The sequence below is a fragment of the Streptomyces sp. NBC_00057 genome, from assembly GCF_045041165.1.
Taxonomy (GTDB): domain Bacteria; phylum Actinomycetota; class Actinomycetes; order Streptomycetales; family Streptomycetaceae; genus Streptomyces.
On record NZ_CP108256.1, the window covers coordinates 2,655,114 to 2,672,102 of the forward strand.

Annotated in this window: 14 protein-coding genes and 1 pseudogene; 5 read left to right on the forward strand and 10 right to left on the reverse strand. The window is 71.6% G+C overall.

All coding sequences use genetic code 11. The features are described from left to right. The first annotated feature begins 133 nt into the window (after positions 1-133). The 4 genes from OG953_RS12280 to OG953_RS12295 are packed head-to-tail and all read left to right on the forward strand — an operon-like array spanning position 134 to position 4,165. The gene (locus OG953_RS12280; RefSeq protein WP_405684136.1) at positions 134-1,216 is read left to right on the forward strand and encodes an ABC transporter permease; all 1,083 of its coding nucleotides are present in this window, start codon (positions 134-136) and stop codon (positions 1,214-1,216) included. Next, positions 1,213-2,148, forward strand: a complete 936-nt coding sequence (locus tag OG953_RS12285) for an ABC transporter permease (protein ID WP_405684137.1) — start codon at positions 1,213-1,215, stop codon at positions 2,146-2,148. The genes OG953_RS12280 and OG953_RS12285 overlap by 4 nt, the downstream gene beginning before the upstream one ends. Continuing rightward, positions 2,145-3,173 (forward strand): ABC transporter ATP-binding protein, encoded by a 1,029-nt coding sequence (locus OG953_RS12290; protein WP_405684138.1) that lies wholly within the window; start codon positions 2,145-2,147, stop codon positions 3,171-3,173. Before OG953_RS12285 ends, OG953_RS12290 begins: the two co-directional genes overlap by 4 nt. Then, positions 3,170-4,165: an oligopeptide/dipeptide ABC transporter ATP-binding protein gene (locus tag OG953_RS12295; protein WP_405684140.1), complete on the forward strand. Its 996-nt coding sequence runs from the start codon at positions 3,170-3,172 to the stop codon at positions 4,163-4,165. The genes OG953_RS12290 and OG953_RS12295 overlap by 4 nt, the downstream gene beginning before the upstream one ends. 72 nt (positions 4,166-4,237) lie before the next feature. On the opposite strand, the pseudogene OG953_RS12300 reads toward OG953_RS12295, so the two are convergent. Beyond that, positions 4,238-4,732: pseudogene (locus OG953_RS12300) on the reverse strand (XdhC family protein); the annotation flags it as partial. Here OG953_RS12300 and OG953_RS12305 point away from each other — a divergent pair. Continuing rightward, positions 4,717-4,953, forward strand: a complete 237-nt coding sequence (locus OG953_RS12305) for a molybdopterin cofactor-binding domain-containing protein (RefSeq protein ID WP_405684141.1) — start codon at positions 4,717-4,719, stop codon at positions 4,951-4,953. The pseudogene OG953_RS12300 and the gene OG953_RS12305 sit on opposite strands and share 16 nt — an antisense overlap. On the opposite strand, the gene OG953_RS12310 is transcribed toward OG953_RS12305, so the two are convergent. The 9 genes from OG953_RS12310 to rimP all read right to left on the reverse strand — a co-directional run bounded on the left by OG953_RS12310 (position 4,910) and on the right by rimP (position 16,947). Then, entirely contained in the window at positions 4,910-5,863 is a 954-nt protein-coding gene (locus OG953_RS12310; protein WP_405684143.1) for a bifunctional riboflavin kinase/FAD synthetase, read from the reverse strand. The genes OG953_RS12305 and OG953_RS12310 overlap by 44 nt on opposite strands. A gap of 43 nt (positions 5,864-5,906) precedes the next feature. Beyond that, the gene (locus OG953_RS12315) at positions 5,907-9,599 is read right to left on the reverse strand and encodes a trypsin-like peptidase domain-containing protein (protein WP_405684144.1); all 3,693 of its coding nucleotides are present in this window, start codon (positions 9,597-9,599) and stop codon (positions 5,907-5,909) included. 202 nt (positions 9,600-9,801) lie between these two features. Continuing rightward, entirely contained in the window at positions 9,802-10,758 is a 957-nt protein-coding gene (gene truB, locus OG953_RS12320; RefSeq protein WP_405684146.1) for a tRNA pseudouridine(55) synthase TruB, read from the reverse strand. Continuing rightward, entirely contained in the window at positions 10,755-11,207 is a 453-nt protein-coding gene (gene rbfA / locus OG953_RS12325) for a 30S ribosome-binding factor RbfA (RefSeq protein WP_093894187.1), read from the reverse strand. The genes truB and rbfA overlap by 4 nt, the downstream gene beginning before the upstream one ends. A 25-nt stretch (positions 11,208-11,232) precedes the next feature. Further along, the gene (locus OG953_RS12330) at positions 11,233-11,529 is read right to left on the reverse strand and encodes a DUF503 domain-containing protein (RefSeq protein WP_093894188.1); all 297 of its coding nucleotides are present in this window, start codon (positions 11,527-11,529) and stop codon (positions 11,233-11,235) included. 137 nt (positions 11,530-11,666) lie between these two features. Beyond that, positions 11,667-14,792: a translation initiation factor IF-2 gene (gene infB / locus OG953_RS12335; RefSeq protein ID WP_405684149.1), complete on the reverse strand. Its 3,126-nt coding sequence runs from the start codon at positions 14,790-14,792 to the stop codon at positions 11,667-11,669. 147 nt (positions 14,793-14,939) lie between these two features. After that, the gene (locus OG953_RS12340) at positions 14,940-15,218 is read right to left on the reverse strand and encodes a YlxR family protein (protein WP_405684150.1); all 279 of its coding nucleotides are present in this window, start codon (positions 15,216-15,218) and stop codon (positions 14,940-14,942) included. Positions 15,219-15,406: 188 nt separating this feature from the next. After that, entirely contained in the window at positions 15,407-16,447 is a 1,041-nt protein-coding gene (gene nusA, locus OG953_RS12345) for a transcription termination factor NusA (RefSeq protein ID WP_405684152.1), read from the reverse strand. A 2-nt stretch (positions 16,448-16,449) separates the two neighbouring features. Further along, positions 16,450-16,947, reverse strand: a complete 498-nt coding sequence (gene rimP / locus OG953_RS12350) for a ribosome maturation factor RimP (RefSeq protein ID WP_383079548.1) — start codon at positions 16,945-16,947, stop codon at positions 16,450-16,452. Between the last annotated feature and the right edge of the window lie 42 nt (positions 16,948-16,989).

The following is a 16,989-nucleotide window of genomic DNA, read 5'->3' on the forward strand; positions in this document are numbered from 1 at the left end:
CGAGAGGGGCCGGCCAGGGCGACACGAAGCCGCCCCACCGGTTTCCTCCAGGACCGACCGGCAAATGGGGGTGCAACGCCGCACCTCCATTTGCCGGTCGGTCTCAGTGCAGCACGAGTAACGAGAGTTCCCTATGACAGCTGAAAGCACTCCGGCGCTCGTGCAGATCGCGGATGCGGACACCGAAGGCCCGGCCCAGGCCGGCCCGTCGGCCGCCCGCGGTCCACGGGCGCGTAACACCAAGGCCTATCTCCAGTACGTCGCGGCCAAGATCATGGGAGCGGCCGTCTCCCTGTTCGCGGTCCTGGTCACCAGCTTCTTCCTGTTCCGGCTCATTCCCAGCGATCCGGTGAAGCAGATGACAGGCGGCCGCCCCGTCTCCGCCGAACAACTCCAGTCGCTCCGGCATCAGTTCGGCCTCGACCAGCCGATGTGGCGGCAGTTCACCAGCTACGTCGGCGACGCCCTCACGGGCGACTTCGGCACCTCGTTCCAGTTCCACGCGCCCGTCATCGACAAGATCACCGAGGCGCTCCCCGCGACCCTGCTCCTCACCGGCACGTCGTACGTCCTCTACACCGCGCTCGGCATCTGGCTCGGCACCCGTACCGCGTGGCGCAACGGCTCCATGAGCGACCGCTTCAACACCGCGTTCGCGCTCACGCTCTACTCGGTGCCGTCGTTCTGGCTGGGCCTGCTCCTGATCATCGTCTTCTCGGTGGGCATCGGTCCGATCCCCGGGATGTTCCCGACCGGCGGTATGGAATCGGGCGGCGAGAGCGGATTCGCGTACATCCTCGATGTGGCGCATCATCTGGTCCTCCCGGTCATCACGCTGGTCGCGGTCGGGTATGCGCAGACGCTGCTGGTGATGCGCTCCTCGCTGCTCGACGAGATGGGCAGCGACTATCTGACGACGGCCCGCGCGAAGGGGCTGCGGGACGATGTCGTACGCCGCAAGCACGCCGTACCGAACGCGATGCTGCCGACGTTCACACTGATGTTCGTGAACCTGGGGCATGTGGTCGCCGGGCAGATCCTGGTAGAGACGGTCTTCTCCTGGCCCGGCCTCGGCGGTCTCTTCTACCAGGGGCTCAGCGTGCCCGATCTCCCCCTCGTGCAGGGGCTGTTCTTCGTCTTCGCCACCGCGGTGATCCTGGCGAACACCCTTGCCGATGTGCTGTATCCGTTGCTCGATCCCCGGGTGGGCCGATGACGACCGAATCCATGCCCACGCCCACGAAGGCCGAAGCGGCCGAGAACCCGCGCGCTCTGGCCCGGGCGCGCAAGCGCCGGTCCGTCGCCCGTTTCTGGCGGGAGTACCGCAGCCACAGGAGCGGACTGTGGGGTCTGGCCGCGCTCGTCCTGATCGCGCTGATCGCCCTGTTCGCGCCGCAGCTCGTCGGCGCCGACTCGCAGAGCGTCACCGGCGCGCCGGGAGGTGCGCTGGAGTCGCCGAGCGGTGAATTCCCGCTCGGTACGGACCAGTTCGGACGCAGCGTGCTGGCCCTGCTGGTGTGGGGCGCCCGGGTCTCGTTGACGGTCGGCCTGCTCGCGGCGTTCCTGTGCGTCGCCATCGGTACGGTCGTCGGCATCGTCGCGGGGCACTTCCACGGCTGGTACTCGACGGTCCTGATGCGGGTCACCGACTGGTTCCTGGTGATGCCGACCCTGGTCCTGGCGATCGCGCTCGCCACCGTGATGGACCGCTCGATGTGGACGGTCATCATCGCGATCGGCGTCACGACCTGGCCGACCACGGCCCGGCTGGTCCGTGCCCAGACCCTTGCCGTGGAGTCCCGCCCGTACATCGAGCGCGCCCGCGCCCTGGGCGGCGGCCACGGGCACATCATGGTCCGGCACGTGCTGCCGAACGTGATGCCGCTGGTGCTCGCGCAGACCACGCTGGTGATCTCCAGCGCGATCCTCACCGAGGCCACGCTGGCCTTCCTCGGCCTGAGCGACCCGACCACCACCTCCTGGGGCGGCATGCTCCAGGATGCCCGCGAGGCGGGCGCGGTGAGCGCGGGCGACTGGTGGTACCTGGCACCGCCCGGGATCGCCATCGCCGTGGTGGCCCTGGCGTTCACGCTGTGCGGCCGCGCCATCGAGTCCGTCCTCAATCCCAAGCTGGGGGTGGCCCGTTGAATACGACGAGCATCCACAAGACGCCACTTCTCGACGTACGGGACCTCACGGTGACGTACGCCGGCGGAGCGCAGGCCGTCCGCGGCGTGAACCTCACCGTCGACGCGGGGCAGAAGCTCGGCATCGCCGGTGAGTCCGGCTGCGGGAAGTCGACACTGGCGCTCGCGCTGCTGCGGCTGCTGCCCGCCGGGACGAAGGTCTCCGGTCAGATCCTGCTGAACGGCGAGGACGTCCTCACCATGAAGTGGGGTCAGGTCAGGGCGGTGCGCTGGGCGGGGGCATCGATCGTGTTCCAGGGCGCGATGCACTCGCTCAACGCGGTGCACCGTATCGGGGAGCAGATCGCCGAGCCGATCCTGCTGCACAGGAAGGCGACACAGGCCGGGGCGGCGAAGAAGGCCGGCGAACTCCTGGAACAGGTCGGGCTGCCTGCCGCCCGCGCGAACGCCTATCCGCACGAGCTCTCCGGCGGGCAGCGGCAGCGCGTGATGATCGCGATGGCGCTGGCCTGCGATCCGGGCCTGATCATCGCGGACGAGCCGACCACGGCTCTCGATGTGATGATCCAGGCCCAGATCCTGCGGCTGATCGAGCAGTTGGTGTCCGAGCAGGACCTCGGCCTGATCATGATCAGCCATGACCTCGCGGTGCTCTCGGACACCTGCGACCGGCTCGCGGTGATGTACGCGGGCCGGGTCGTGGAGGAGGGCCCGGCGTCCGAGGTCTACGAGAACGCGCACCACCCGTACGGCAAAGCCCTGTCCGGCGCCTTTCCGCGCATCGGCGACCCGGCCTCCCGGTTCGCACCCCGCGGGCTGCCCGGCGATCCGCCGGACCCGTCGGCGCTGCCCGGCGGCTGCACCTTCCACCCGCGCTGCCCGGTGGCCCTGGACTCCTGCACGACGCAGGACCAGGAGCTGCGGGACGCCGGGCCACAGCGGCGGGCCGCCTGTGTGCTGGTGGAGCCGGGGGTGGCCGCGGCCTTGGCCCGGCCGGGTGCCGAGGAAGCAAGGAGCACATCATGACCACCACCACTCCCCTGCTCAGCGCCCAGGGGTTGAAGGTCACCTTCCCCGGTCGGCGCGGGGCTGCCCCGGCGCGTGCCGTGGACAGCGTCGACCTGGACATCCGTCCCGGCGAAATCGTCGCCCTGGTCGGCGAGTCGGGCTGCGGCAAGACGACGCTGGCGCGTTCGCTGCTGGGCCTGGTCCCGCCGACGTCCGGGCAGGTGACCTTCGGGGGGCAGCCGCTCGACTATGCGAGCCGGGCGCTGAAGGCGTACCGCAAGCGGGTCCAGCTGGTGCTCCAGGACCCCAGCGGTTCGCTCAACCCGAGGCACACGGTGTACGACGCCGTCGCCGAGGGGCTGCGGATCCACGGCTACGCCGGGGACGAGCGGGAGGCGGTGGCCGGGGCGCTGTCCCGGGCCGGGCTGCGGCCGCCGGAACGGTTCTTCCTGCGGTATCCGCACGAGCTGTCCGGCGGTCAGCGCCAGCGGGTCGTGATCGCGGGCGCGCTGGTGCTGGAGCCGGAACTGATCGTGGCCGACGAGCCGGTGGCCTCGCTGGACGCCTCGGTGCGCGGCGAGATCCTGGCGCTGCTGCTGCGGCTGCGGGACGAGCTGGGCCTGTCCGCTCTGGTGGTCACGCACGACCTCGGCCTGGCGTGGAACATCGCCGACCGGGTCGCGGTGATGTACCTCGGGCGGATCGTGGAGACGGGCGAGGTGGAGCAGATCCTGACGGATCCGCAGCACCCGTACACCCAGGCGCTGTTGTCGGTGCTGCCGGAGTCCGGGGCGGAGCCGGTGATCCTTACCGGTGAGGCGCCGGACCCCTCCAGGGTGCCGTCCGGCTGCCGGTTCCATGCCCGCTGCCAGGTGCTGGCCTCGGGCGAGGCCGAGCGGGCGGGTGTCGCGGACGCGTGCCGTACGAAGGACCTGCCGGTGCTCGCGGGCGGCGGGCAGACGCAGGTGGCGTGCCACTGGGCGGGCGCGGCTGCGAAGGCGCGGGCGTAGCGGGGTGACCTGGGGCCTGTCCGGCGGATCACCCTCGGACGGGCCCCGGCTCGTCCGGCGGACGCCGCGCTGTCAGGCGCCGGGCGGGCCGCCGGTTGCCCGGCCGTGGATCGCCCCGGTCAGCTCGCCGAGCGGCCTGCCTGTCCCGCCCCACCGGTGCTGGATGATCTCCGCGGCGATCGAGACGGCGGTCTCCTCCGGTGTGCGCGCACCGAGGTCCAGCCCGACGGGCGATGCGAGCCGCGCCAGTTCGGCCGCGTCGACCCCGGCCTCCCGCAGCCGCGCGGCCCGGTCCAGGTGGGTGCGCCGACTGCCCATGACCCCGATGTACGCGGCAGGTGTGCGCAACGCGGCCACCAGCAGCGGAACGTCGAACTTCGGCTCGTGCGTCAGTACGCAGATGACCGTCCGCTCGTCGATGTCCGTCACCCCCAGACAGGTGTGCGGCCCGGCGCAGATCACCTCGTCGGCGGTGGGGAAGCGTTCCCGGGTCGCGAAGGCCGGGCGGGCATCGCAGACGGTGACCCGGTAACCGAGGAAGGAACCCATGCGTGCGGTGGCGGCCGCCTGACGCCCGACGGGGCGGTCACGCTACCCCCGGCAGCAGCCAGGACGAGGGCGCCGTCGTCATGGGCCCGGCCCAGGCGATGTTCGAGGGGATGCGGTACGAGGACGGCGCACTGCTGAACGGCGAGGCGCTGGAGTACCGGGTGCCGATGGCCGAGGACCTGCCCGCCCGTTTCGTCAGCCGCGCTCGTACGCGGAGATCAGCTCGCTGCACCGCTTAACATCGGCGGCCATCGCCACGAGCAGGTCGTCGATCGAGTCGAACTTCAGCATCCCGCGTACGTACGCGAGGAAGTCCACCGAGACGTGGAGCCCGTACAGGTCGAGGCCGACGCGGTCGATCGCATACGCCTCCACCGTCCGCTCCGTGCCGTCGAACTGCGGGTTCGTGCCGACCGAGATCGCGGCGGGCATCGCCTCGCCGTTCACATTGAGCCAGCCCGCGTATACGCCGTCGGCGGGGATCGCGGTGTGCGGCAGGGTCTCCACGTTGGCCGTGGGGAAGCCCATCTCACGGCCGCGCTGTGCGCCGCGGACCACGACGCCCTCGACCCGGTGCGGCCGGCCCAGGATCTCCGCGGCGCCAGCGACATCGCCCTCGGCGACCAGCCGTCGGGTGAGGGTGGAGGAGAACGGCTGGCCGCCACCCGCCTCGCCGCTCACATACAGGTCGATGACCTCGACGCCGTAGTCGTACGTCTCGCCGAACTCGGTGAGCAGCTGCACATTCCCGGCCGCCTTGTGACCGAAGCGGAAGTTGGGGCCCTCGATGACCAGCTGCGTGTGCAGCTTGTCGACGAGCACCTTCACGATGAAGTCGGCCGGCGCCAGCTTCGAGAACTCGGTGGTGAACGGCAGGATCAGCACCGCGTCCACCCCCAGCTCCGCCATCAGCTCGGCGCGCCGGTGGTGCGGGGCGAGCAGCGGCGGGTGGCTGCCAGGCCGTACGACCTCGCTGGGATGCGGGTCGAAGGTCACCACGACCGACGGCACGCCCAGCTCGCGTGCCCGCTCCACGGCCCGCCCGATGATCAGCTGGTGTCCGCGGTGCACCCCGTCATAGGAGCCGATGGTGACGACGCTGCGTCCCCAGTCCTGGGGGATGTCCTCCAAGCCACGCCAGCGCTGCACTGTGACCGCTCCTCGCCCGAACCTGTGTACGTGAGATTGCCTGTTACGCAGGTCTAAGACTGCCATGCTCACGCCCCGCGGCCTGCATCGGCATCGTCTTCGGGCTTCCCAGCGCCTCCACCGTCCGCCGCGCGCTCGGGCCGACGAGCGCCGCCCACTCCTGCGGGGCGTCGGCCAGCCACCCGGTGACCAGGGCCGCGAATCCGGGCACGTCACGGGCGAGTTCGACCAGTCGGCGGTCGAAGCGGACCGCGCCCTCGGGGGTACGGACCAGCAGCATCCCGGTGCGGTGGACCAGGGCACGGGTGCGGGCCGGTGTGCGTCCGCCGGAGCCGGTCGCGGCAGCCCGCAGCAAGGCGTCGAGCACGGCCGGGTCACGGTGGGCGTCCTGCTCGAATTCCAGCAGGACCTCCAGCAGCTCGCCCCTCAGCTGCCCGGAGGCGGGGCTGCCGGGTGCCGCGAGCACCCCGGCGAGCGCGCCGCGCGCCGGCGGCGGCACGGGACGGTCCCGCAGCAGTCCGGTCACCAGGGGCAGCAGCAGGGCGCGGGCGGCGGGTCCGTGCTCCAGCCTCCGGTCGATGTACGAGGCGGCGTGCAGGGCGTCTTCCGGGTGGCTGTCGATGTACGCCCGCACGAGCCCGGCGGCGTGCAGGGCCAGCGCGGGGGCGTCGATCCCGGCGAGCGAGCACAGCACCTCGCCCGCCCCCTCGTCGGGCCGGATGAGCCGCTCCCGGAACGCGGTGAGCACCTGCTTCGCATGGGAGGGCAGCGCGATGGCGAGTGCGTCCGCCGGCAACTGCGGCTCGCCCGCGACGAAGGCCCGCACAGCCTGCGGGAGGTAGCGGTCCCTGGTCTGCTGATCCTGTACGAGGAGGGTGAGCGCGGCCCCGTGCAGGGAGGCGTCGGCCGGGCGGGCCAGCAGGGCGAGGGCGGCTTGGCGCAGCAGCTCGCGGTCGGCGTCGAGGGTGACGTGTGCCGCGGTGACCAGTGCGTACGAGGCGGCGGCGGTCCGGCGGGCGTGCTGGTCCTCGTCACGGGCCCATCTGTCGACGGCCCGACAGAGCGCGGAGGGCTCGTCCTCGGCCAGCGCGGCGAGCAGTTCCTCGGCCCGGGGGTGGGCGGTCGAGACGAGTGCGTCGGTCAGATCGTCGACGGCCAGGTCCCGACGGGCGTAGAGCAGCGCCTGAGCGGCGGCGGCCACGGTCGGACGGATCGTGACGCCCTCGTCGCCAGGGAGAGGGCGCTCGTCGGTGAACCAGCCGCAGAGCAGCGGCTGCATGGTCCGGGGCTGCGCCACGAGCCGCCGCGCGACGGCATCCAGAAACCGCTCGCCGCTGTCGCCGTCGGGGTACGGGTCGCCGGTGCGGTCGTCGTCACCACGGGGGTCGGCACGGCGCGGGCCGTCGGCGGGGACGAGACGCCGGAACAGATCGATCCGGTCCGCCTCGGGCAGCCTCAGCCGCCGCCAGAACCACGGCCCGAACTCGGCGTACACCCCCACCCCCGGGCTCACCGGCCCGCCCGTGGCCGCGCGCCGGACGATACGGTCGGCGAGCAGCCGCAGCACCCCGAGGTGGGGCCGGGCATCGGGTACCCGGAGCAGAGTCTCCGAGAGCAGGTGCACCGCCCACCAGCGGGCGTCCCGGGCGGCCTCGGCACGCGCCCCCGTCCCCGGTGACATCCGGTCCAGGGCCTCGATCAGATCGGCCAGCCGGTGCGCCAGCGCGGCAGGGCCCTGGCGGCGGCCCAGGAGCAGCAGGGCCTGGATCACCGGGCCGATCCGATGGCGCGGTACGGGCAGGGTGCGCGGACCCACCGTCATCGCGGCCTCCATTGCCACTTCGGGCACGGGCGCCCGGCTGCGCCCGGTACGCGGCCTCCTCGGCTGCGGAACGCGTGGCTCCGCCGCCACCGCTCCCGGTCCCTCCTCCGCATGCCACCGGTGGACCAGTGCGTACAGCGCCGCGTCCAGGTCCAGGTGGGCGCCCTGCACCCAGTCCCCCAGCTCCTCGTGCGCGAAGCGGTAGCCCGCTCCCGCCGGGACGAGCAGCCCCTCGGTGAGCACCGCCGACGCCCAGCCCGTGTGCCAGGGGAACACCGCCTCGAACGCCGCCCGGTCCAGCTCCCCCTGTCCGGGACCCAGACAGCGCCGCGCCGCTTCGTGGACCTGCCCCGCCACCTGCGCGGCCAGCCGGCGAACCGCGGTGCCGCCGGGCGCCGGGCCCGATACGGCTGCGATGCGGAACGCGATGCGCAGGCACATCAGGTCCAGGTGGGCGCCGAAGACGTCCTCCGCGTCCGGCTGCCCGGCGACGTCCCCGGGCAGAGCCGCACGCACCTCCGCGAGAAGACGCAGGGTGAGCGGGTGCCGGCCGTGGCCGGGGGCGAGCGCATCGGGCGGAATGGCGTACCGCTCCCGGGCCTGCTCGGCCTGGCTCGCGGTGAGGTCGCCGAGGCGGACCGCGGACGGCAACCGCCTCGCAGGCCTGGCGGGGCGGTGCAGGGCACCGGGCGGGCAGAGCGCACCGGCCGTCTCCCAGTGCTCGGGCGTACACGCGACCACGAGCCGCGCCCCGCACGCCCGCAGCCAGTCGACGGTGCCCGCGGTCCACCGGGCCAGCCCGTGGGCCAGTACGGGAGGCATCTCCTCGGGGCCGTCGAGCAGGACGAGCAGCGGGCTCCCGGACTCTTCGGCCAGCCCGGCCACCCGCTCGGGGGTGGCGCTCGCCATGTCGCCCTTCGCTCCGGCGGCGGTGACGATCCGCCCGGCCCGCCGGAGCGTACGGGCGATCGCCTCGGAGACCGAGGAGTCGTCGGCCAGCAGATCGGCGCCGCGCAGCCAGAGGGTGGGTGCGGGTACGGCGCCGCGGGCCCGGCGGGCGGCGAGTGCGGCCAGTTCGGTGGTGCGGCCGGTGCCCGGCGCTCCGACGAGACCCAGGACCACGGCGGGGCCGTGCGGTGCGGACGAGGGGTGGCCGGGGGCCGAGAAGGCGCTGAACTCCGCGATGACGTCCGGGCGTTCGACCGGATCGGAACAGCCGGCCGACCCGCCCGCCGAGCCGAGCGATGTCGCGGTGAGATGCAGGGCGCCCGCGAGATTCAGGTCGCGTCCGTATCCGGGAACGCCCGTCGCGTTGCGCCGCAGCAGCTCGTCCAGCGGACCGTCGGTGCCCGTGCCCCTGAGCGGCACCGCGAACCCTGCGGCGGCGTGCCCGGCGCGCAGCGCGGTGCCCAGCACGGCGATGACCGCGCCGCTCTCCGGATCGAGGACGGGCCCGCCCACCGCCGCACCTCCGAGCCGCAGCGCGTCTCTGCCGTCCGTACCGAGCGCCAGCTCCAGTGCTGTGCCGATCCGGTGGGAGCTGCCGTTCGCGGTGTACGTCACCGGGGCGGTGCCGAGCACCCGCGCCTCGCGCCAGCCGTGGGCGGCGATCGTCACATACGTACCGGCGTCGATCCGGTCCCGCAAGGCGATCGGCGTCGGCTCCACGCCGAGCGTGGAGAGCCCCGAGGTGCGCAGCAGGGCGAGGTCCAGTTCCGGCAGCGCGGTGACATCGGCGGTCTCGACGGAGCAGCTGCGACCGTCCGTTCCGTACAGGACTGGCCGGGTGAGGCCGTCGACCGCTTCGTGGCTGGTCACCACCGTGCCCCGGTCGTCGGCGACGAATCCGGTCCCCCGCGACCGGCCGGCCGAATCGCAGATACGTACCAGCGCTGCCCGGTCCCCGCTTCCCATGGTCCGACGTTAGGCCGACGGTGATCGGCGCGAATACCACTCGGAGTAAAAGCGCCCCCGAATGCACCCCTGAGTCACTCCGAGCGCCTGCTCGTTGGGGTGAATTCATGGCGTCCGATGGACAGAAACCGTCGGGGGATCGTGGAGCGGGCACAGGGGCCCCGCCCGCTCCACGATGGGGTCTCAGGACCCGGGTCGCCGGTCAGGCGAAGACGGCGAGGCTCTTGGCCTTGCCCTTCTGTTCCTCGACGAGTACCAGGAACCGCCCGTCGGGCCCGAAGACCCCGACCGGTCCCGGCGGGAAGGCCGGCATGTCCAGCCGCACCCCGTTCAGCAGCAGCTTGGCGCGCTTCTCGTCCACGTCCCAGCGGGGGAACGCCGAGGCGGCGGCCTCGGCCACCGGCATCACGGTGAGCTCCTGCTGGTGCTGGTCGAGCGTCCGCGCCACATCGAGGCCGTACGGCCCGACCCTGGTGCGCCGCAGCGCGGTCAGATGCCCGCCGACGCCGAGCCCGGCGCCGAGGTCGCGGGCGATCGCGCGGATGTACGTACCCGAGGAGCAGACGACGGAGACGACCAGGTCGACGACCGGCGTCCCGTCCTCGGCGACCGCCTCGCGGACGTCGTAGACGTTGAAGGACGAGATCGTCACCGGCCGGGCCGGGATCTCGAACTCCTCGCCGCCGCGCACCCGTGCGTAGGACCGCTTACCGTCGATCTTGATGGCGCTGACCTTGGACGGCACCTGCATGATCGGTCCGGTCAGGGCCGCCACCCCGGCGTCGATGCCCTCACGCGTCACACCGGACGCATCGGTGGACGAAGTGATCTCGCCCTCCGCGTCGTCCGTGATGGTGTTCTGGCCGAGCCGGATCGTGCCGAGGTACTCCTTCTCGGTCAGCGCGAGATGGCCCAGAAGCTTGGTGGCCTTCTCCACACCGAGCACGAGAACGCCCGTCGCCATCGGATCCAGCGTGCCTGCATGGCCGACGCGGCGGGTCCGGGCAATGCCGCGCATCTTGGCGACGACGTCATGCGAAGTGAAGCCGGACGGCTTGTCGACAATGACAAGGCCGTCCTCCCGTCGCCCACCACCACCTTTGCCCGAGGTCGCTGCGCTCCCGCTCCCCTGACCGGGAGTCCTGTTCTGCGATGTCATTCGGAGGCGGTGTCCTCGTCGTTCTCGTCCTCCGCCTTGCGGTACGGGTCCGCGCCACCGGCGTACGTGGCGCCCGAGGACGCCTCGCGCACCCGTGCGTCCGAGGCCCGTGCCCGGTCGAGGAGGTCCTCGATCGCCTTGGCGTTCTCCGGGAGGGCGTCGGCCACGAAGGCCAGCGTGGGGGTGAACTTCGTCCCCGCCGCCGCTCCGACCGCCGAACGCAGGATGCCCTTGGCGCTCTCCAGGCCGGCCGCCGCGCTCGCCCGCTCCTCGTCGTCGCCGTAGACCGTGTAGAAGACCGTGGCCTCCCGCAGGTCACCGGTGACCCGGGTGTCCGTGATGGTCACGTGCGTACCCAGACGCGGGTCCTTGATACCGCGCTGCAGTTTCTCGGCGACCACCTCCTGGATGAGGTCCGCCAGCTTTTTCGCCCGCGCGTTGTCGGCCACTGGTCCGTCTCCTTCTTTGCCTTGCTCAATCGTCTTCGTCGCTGTGCAGCCGCCGTCGTACGGACAGCAGCTCCACCTCGGGCCGGCCGGCGATCAGCCGCTCGCACCGGTCGAGTACGTCTGTGAGGTGTCCGGTGTCCCCGGAGACCACGGCGAGGCCGATCTCGGCCCTGCGATGGAGATCCTGACCGCCCACCTCCGCCGCACTCACCGCGTATTTGCGCTGGAGCTCGGCAACGATCGGGCGGACGATGGAGCGCTTCTCCTTCAACGACCGTACGTCGCCGAGAAGCAGATCGAAGGACAGTGTCCCCACATACATGTATGTCCGGATGTCCCGCCGGTTCGGGTTCGTGCCCTGCCAGCGCTTGGCAGGGACACAAGAACCGTACACGGAACGGCCGGGGCCGATCGACGGAAATATGACCCGTCGACCGGCCCCGACTGTTGAGGTACGGGTCAGCCTCGCGGCTTCTCGCGCATCTCGTACGTCGCGATGACGTCGTCGATCTTGATGTCGTTGAAGTTTCCGAGGTTGATACCGCCCTCGAAGCCTTCGCGGATCTCGGTGACGTCGTCCTTGAAGCGGCGCAGACCGGAGATGTTGAGGTTCTCCGCGATGACCTTGCCATCGCGCAGCAGGCGCGCCTTGGTGTTGCGCTTGACCTCGCCGGACCGGACCAGCACACCGGCGATGTTGCCCAGCTTGGACGAGCGGAAGATCTCGCGGATCTCCGCCGTACCGAGCTCGACCTCTTCGTACTCCGGCTTGAGCATGCCCTTGAGGGCCGCTTCGATCTCTTCGATCGCCTGGTAGATGACCGAGTAGTACCGGACGTCCACGCCTTCGCGCTCGGCCATCTGCTGCGCACGCCCTGCGGCGCGCACGTTGAAGCCGATCACGATGGCGTCGGAGCCGGTCGCCAGGTCGATGTCCGACTCGGTGACCGCACCCACACCGCGGTGCAGGACCCGGATGTCGACCTCGTCACCGACGTCGAGCTGGAGCAGCGAGGACTCGAGAGCCTCCACCGAACCGGACGCGTCGCCCTTGATGATGAGGTTGAGTTCCTGGACCAGACCGGCCTTGAGCGCCTCGTCCAGGTTCTCCAGGGAGAACCGGACACCCTTGCGGGCGAAGTTGGCGTTGCGCTCACGGGCGGCACGCTTCTCGGCGATCTGACGGGCCGTACGGTCCTCGTCCACCACCAGGAAGTTGTCGCCGGCACCCGGGACGTTGGTGAGACCGAGGACGAGGACGGGGGTCGACGGACCCGCTTCCTCGACGTTGTTGCCGTTGTCGTCGAGCATCGCGCGGACTCGGCCGTACGCGTCGCCGACGACCATCGTGTCACCGATGCGCAGCGTGCCGCGCTGGACCAGGACGGTCGAAACGGCACCGCGGCCGCGGTCGAGGTGGGACTCGATCGCAATACCCTGCGCGTCCTGCTCCGGGTTGGCCCGCAGGTCGAGCGAGGCGTCGGCGGTGAGGACGACGGCCTCCAGAAGAGCCTCGATGTTGAGGCCCTGCTTGGCGGAGATGTCGACGAACATCGTGTCGCCGCCGTACTCCTCGGCCACCAGACCGAACTCGGTGAGCTGACCGCGCACCTTGGTCGGGTCCGCGCCCTCGACGTCGATCTTGTTGACCGCGACCACGATCGGCACGTCGGCCGCCTTGGCGTGGTTCAGCGCCTCGATCGTCTGGGGCATCACACCGTCGTTCGCCGCCACCACGAGGATCGCGATGTCGGTGGACTTCGCACCACGGGCACGCATGGCGGTGAACGCCTCGTGACCCGGGGTGTCGATGAAGGTGATCCTGCGGTCCTCGCCGTTGACCTCGGAGGAGACCTGGTACGCACCGATGTGCTGCGTGATGCCGCCGGCCTCGCCCGCAACGACGTTCGTCTTGCGGATCGCGTCCAGAAGTCGGGTCTTACCGTGGTCGACGTGACCCATGACGGTCACGACCGGCGGACGGGAGACCAGAGCCTCTTCGCCGCCCTCGTCCTCGCCGAACTCGATGTCGAAGGACTCGAGCAGCTCGCGGTCCTCCTCCTCCGGGCTGACGATCTCGAGGACGTAGTTCATCTCTTCGGCGAGCAGCTTCAGAGTCTCGTCGGAGACGGACTGCGTGGCAGTGACCATCTCGCCGAGGTTCATCATCACGGCGACGAGCGACGCCGGGTTGGCGTTGATCTTCTCCGCGAAGTCGGTGAGGGAGGCACCGCGCGACAGACGGACGGACTGTCCGTTGCCGCGAGGCAGCATGACGCCGCCCACCGACGGGGCCTGCATGGCCTCGTACTCCTGGCGCCTCTGCCGCTTCGACTTGCGACCACGGCGCGCGGGACCGCCGGGACGGCCGAACGCACCCTGTGTGCCACCACGGCCACCGGGGCCGCCGGGACGTCCACCGAAGCCGGGACGACCGCCGAAGCCGCCGCCACCACCACCGGGACGGCCTGCGCCGCCACCGCCGCCACCGCCACCGGGACGACCGGCGAAACCGCCGCCACCGCCACCGGGACCGGCCGGACGGCCTGCGAAGCCGCCGCCACCGGGACGGCCTGCGCCGCCACCGCCACCGGGACGACCGCCACCGCCGGGACCACGGCCACCGCCGGGGCCACCACCGGGACGCGGGCCCGCAGCGGGACGCTGCGGCATCATGCCCGGGTTCGGACGGTTACCACCGGGGGCACCGCCCGGACGGGGAGCCTGCGGACGGGGCATGCCGCCCGGGGTCGGACGGGCACCGCCCTGGCCCTGGCCCTGGGGACGCGGAGCACCGCCGGGGCCGCCCTGAGGACGCGGGGCGCCCGGACGGTCCTGACCGCCACCGGGACGCGGGGCGCCACCGGGACGGGGTGCCTGCGGACGGGCCATGCCCGTCGAGCCACCGGAGGTGAAGGGGTTGTTGCCCGGACGGGGACCCGCCGGACGGGCGCCGCCGGGGCGCGGGGCGCCCTGGCCTGCGGGACGGGCCGGACGGTCGCCGCCACGGCCACCGTCGCGCTCGCCACCACGGCCGCCGTCACGCTGACCGCCGGCCGGAGCCGGACGGGCATGGCCACCGGCAGGACGGGGCCCGGGGGTGGCACCCGCGGGACGCGGGGCCTGCTGCGGCGCGGCCGGCTGGGCCGGGGCCGGAGCGGAGAACTCTGCTGCGGGCACCGGGGTGACCGGAGCGGGCTTCGGCGCGGGCTTCGGACCCGGACGCGGGCCCGCCGACGGCGCGGAAGGCGCGGCAGCGGAAGGGGTGCTGCTGGGGGCCTCGGCTGCGGCCGGCTTGGGGGCCGGGGCGCCGGGCTTCGGGGCAGCAGGACGGGCCGCAGCGGCCGGGGAGGGCGCTGCGGGCTTTGCGGGCGCGGCCTTGCGAGGCGCGCCAGGCTTCGCAGCGGACTTGCCGGCGTTGCCGCCGGGCCCCTGCAGTGCGTCAGTCAACTTGCGTACAACCGGCGCCTCGATCGTCGAGGACGCCGAACGGACGAATTCACCGAGTTCTTGGAGCTTGGCCATGACGACCTTGCTCTCGACGCCGAACTCCTTGGCGAGTTCGTATACCCGGACCTTAGCCACTTCGCTCCTTTTAGGTCCGGGTTACCGCCGGACCGTCGCTACTTCATGGGCGTACTCATCGCGTACTCATCGAGTGCTCATCGCAATCTCGACCTACTTCCAACTCGCGAGGTACCTGACCGCACGGGGTCCCGTGCCGTTCATTTCTTACGGTGTCACCCGCTCGACGAACCGCTGCACTGCGGCGGGGTCGAACGGCCCCTTGGCCTTGAAGGCCCGGGGGAGCGCCCGGCGGCGAACCGCCAGGTCCAGACAGACAGAGACGGGGTGTACATATGCACCCCGGCCGGGCAGCGTACCGCGAGGATCAGGGAGGCATGCATCCCCGTCCGCGACGATGCGCAGCAGCTCGCTCTTGGCCGCCCGCTCCCGGCATCCCACACAGGTTCGTTCAGGGCAAGCGCGGGCGTGCGTCCGGCCAGACACGCTTAAGTCTACCTCCCCGCGCCGACCTCACCCCTTTGGGGCAAAAATCGAACGGATGTTGTCGTGTTCTCAGCGGCATGCCGCCCAGATGTATTCCCTGCGGCCCGCGCGACCGAGCCCCTGGCACCCCTTCCGGGGCGGCGCCAGGGAGTCCGGCGCGGGCCGCAGCCCGGCGGCCGCCGGGTCGGTCAGCTGCGCTGCGAACGCTCGCGGGCCCGCTCGGCCCGCTCCCGGTCGGCGACGTCGCGCTCGGCGTCGGTCTCGGTGTCCGGACGGATGTCGATGCGCCAGCCGGTGAGGCGGGCGGCGAGGCGGGCATTCTGCCCCTCCTTGCCGATCGCGAGCGACAGCTGGTAGTCCGGAACGGTGACCCGGGCGGACCGTGCGCCGAGGTCCACGACCTCGACCTGGCTCACCCGTGCGGGCGACAGGGCGTTGGCGACCATCTCGGCCGGGTCGTCCGACCAGTCCACGATGTCGATCTTCTCGCCGTGCAGCTCGGCCATGACATTGCGCACCCGGCCGCCCATCGGGCCGATGCAGGCACCCTTGGCGTTCAGCCCGGAACGGGTCGAACGGACCGCGATCTTGGTGCGGTGACCGGCCTCGCGGGCGATCGCGCAGATCTCGACGGAACCGTCCGCGATCTCCGGGACCTCCAGCGCGAAGAGCTTCTTCACCAGGTTGGGGTGGGTCCGCGACAGCGTCACGGACGGACCGCGCACGCCCTTGGCGACCCGTACGACATACGTACGCAGACGCAGGCCGTGGGTGTACTCCTCGCCCGGCACCTGCTCCTGCACCGGCAGGATCGCTTCCAGCTTGCCGATGTCGACCAGGACGTTCCTCGGGTCCTTGCCCTGCTGGACGACGCCGGTGACGACATCGCCCTCGTGGCCCGCGTACTCGCCGAACGTCCTGTCGTCCTCGGCGTCGCGCAGCCGCTGCAGGATGACCTGCTTGGCGGTGGTCGCGGCGATCCGGCCGAAGCCGGACGGGGTGTCGTCGAACTCCTTGGCCTCCTGGCCCGGTTCGAGGTCGGCCGGGTCCTCCTTCGCCCACACCGTCACATGGCCGCGCTCGTCGAGCTTCACGCGCGCGCGACGGTGGCTTCCGTCCGTACGGTGGTAGGCGATGAGGAGGGCCGACTCGATCGCCTCGACGAGCACGTCGAAGGGGATCTCCTTGTCCTGTGCCAAGCCCTTCAAGAGCTTCACATCGATGTCCACGGCTACGCCTCCTCTTCCTTCTTGTCCTTGCGGCTGAATTCGATCTCCACGCGCGCCTTGGTGATCTCGTCGAAGGCGACCCGGCGGGACGTGGGCTTGCGGCCCTTGACGCCCGGCACTTCGAGGTCGAGTCCTTCTTCGTCCACGGCGAGGATGCGAGCCACCAGCTCGCCTCCCTCGCGCAGGTGCAGCTTGGCCAGGCGGCCCGTGGCACGTACGTAGTGGCGGTGCTCCGTCAGCGGGCGGTCGGCACCGGGGGAACTGACTTCGAGGACGTACTCGCCCTCGCCCATCGCGTCGGTCTCGTCGAGCTTCTCGGAGATCGCGCGGCTCAGCTCGGCGCAGGTGTCCAGCTCCACGCCTTCTTCGGAGTCCACGGTGATCCGCAGCACCCGGCGGCGGCCCGCCCGGGACACCTCGATCTCTTCGAGATCCAGCTGCTCGGCGCTGACGAGCGGTTCGAGCAGTCCGCGCAGCCTCTCGCTCTGGGTGGTGCTCATCCGGGTGACTCCTCGGCCGCGTGTGCTGTTGTGGGGATCTCG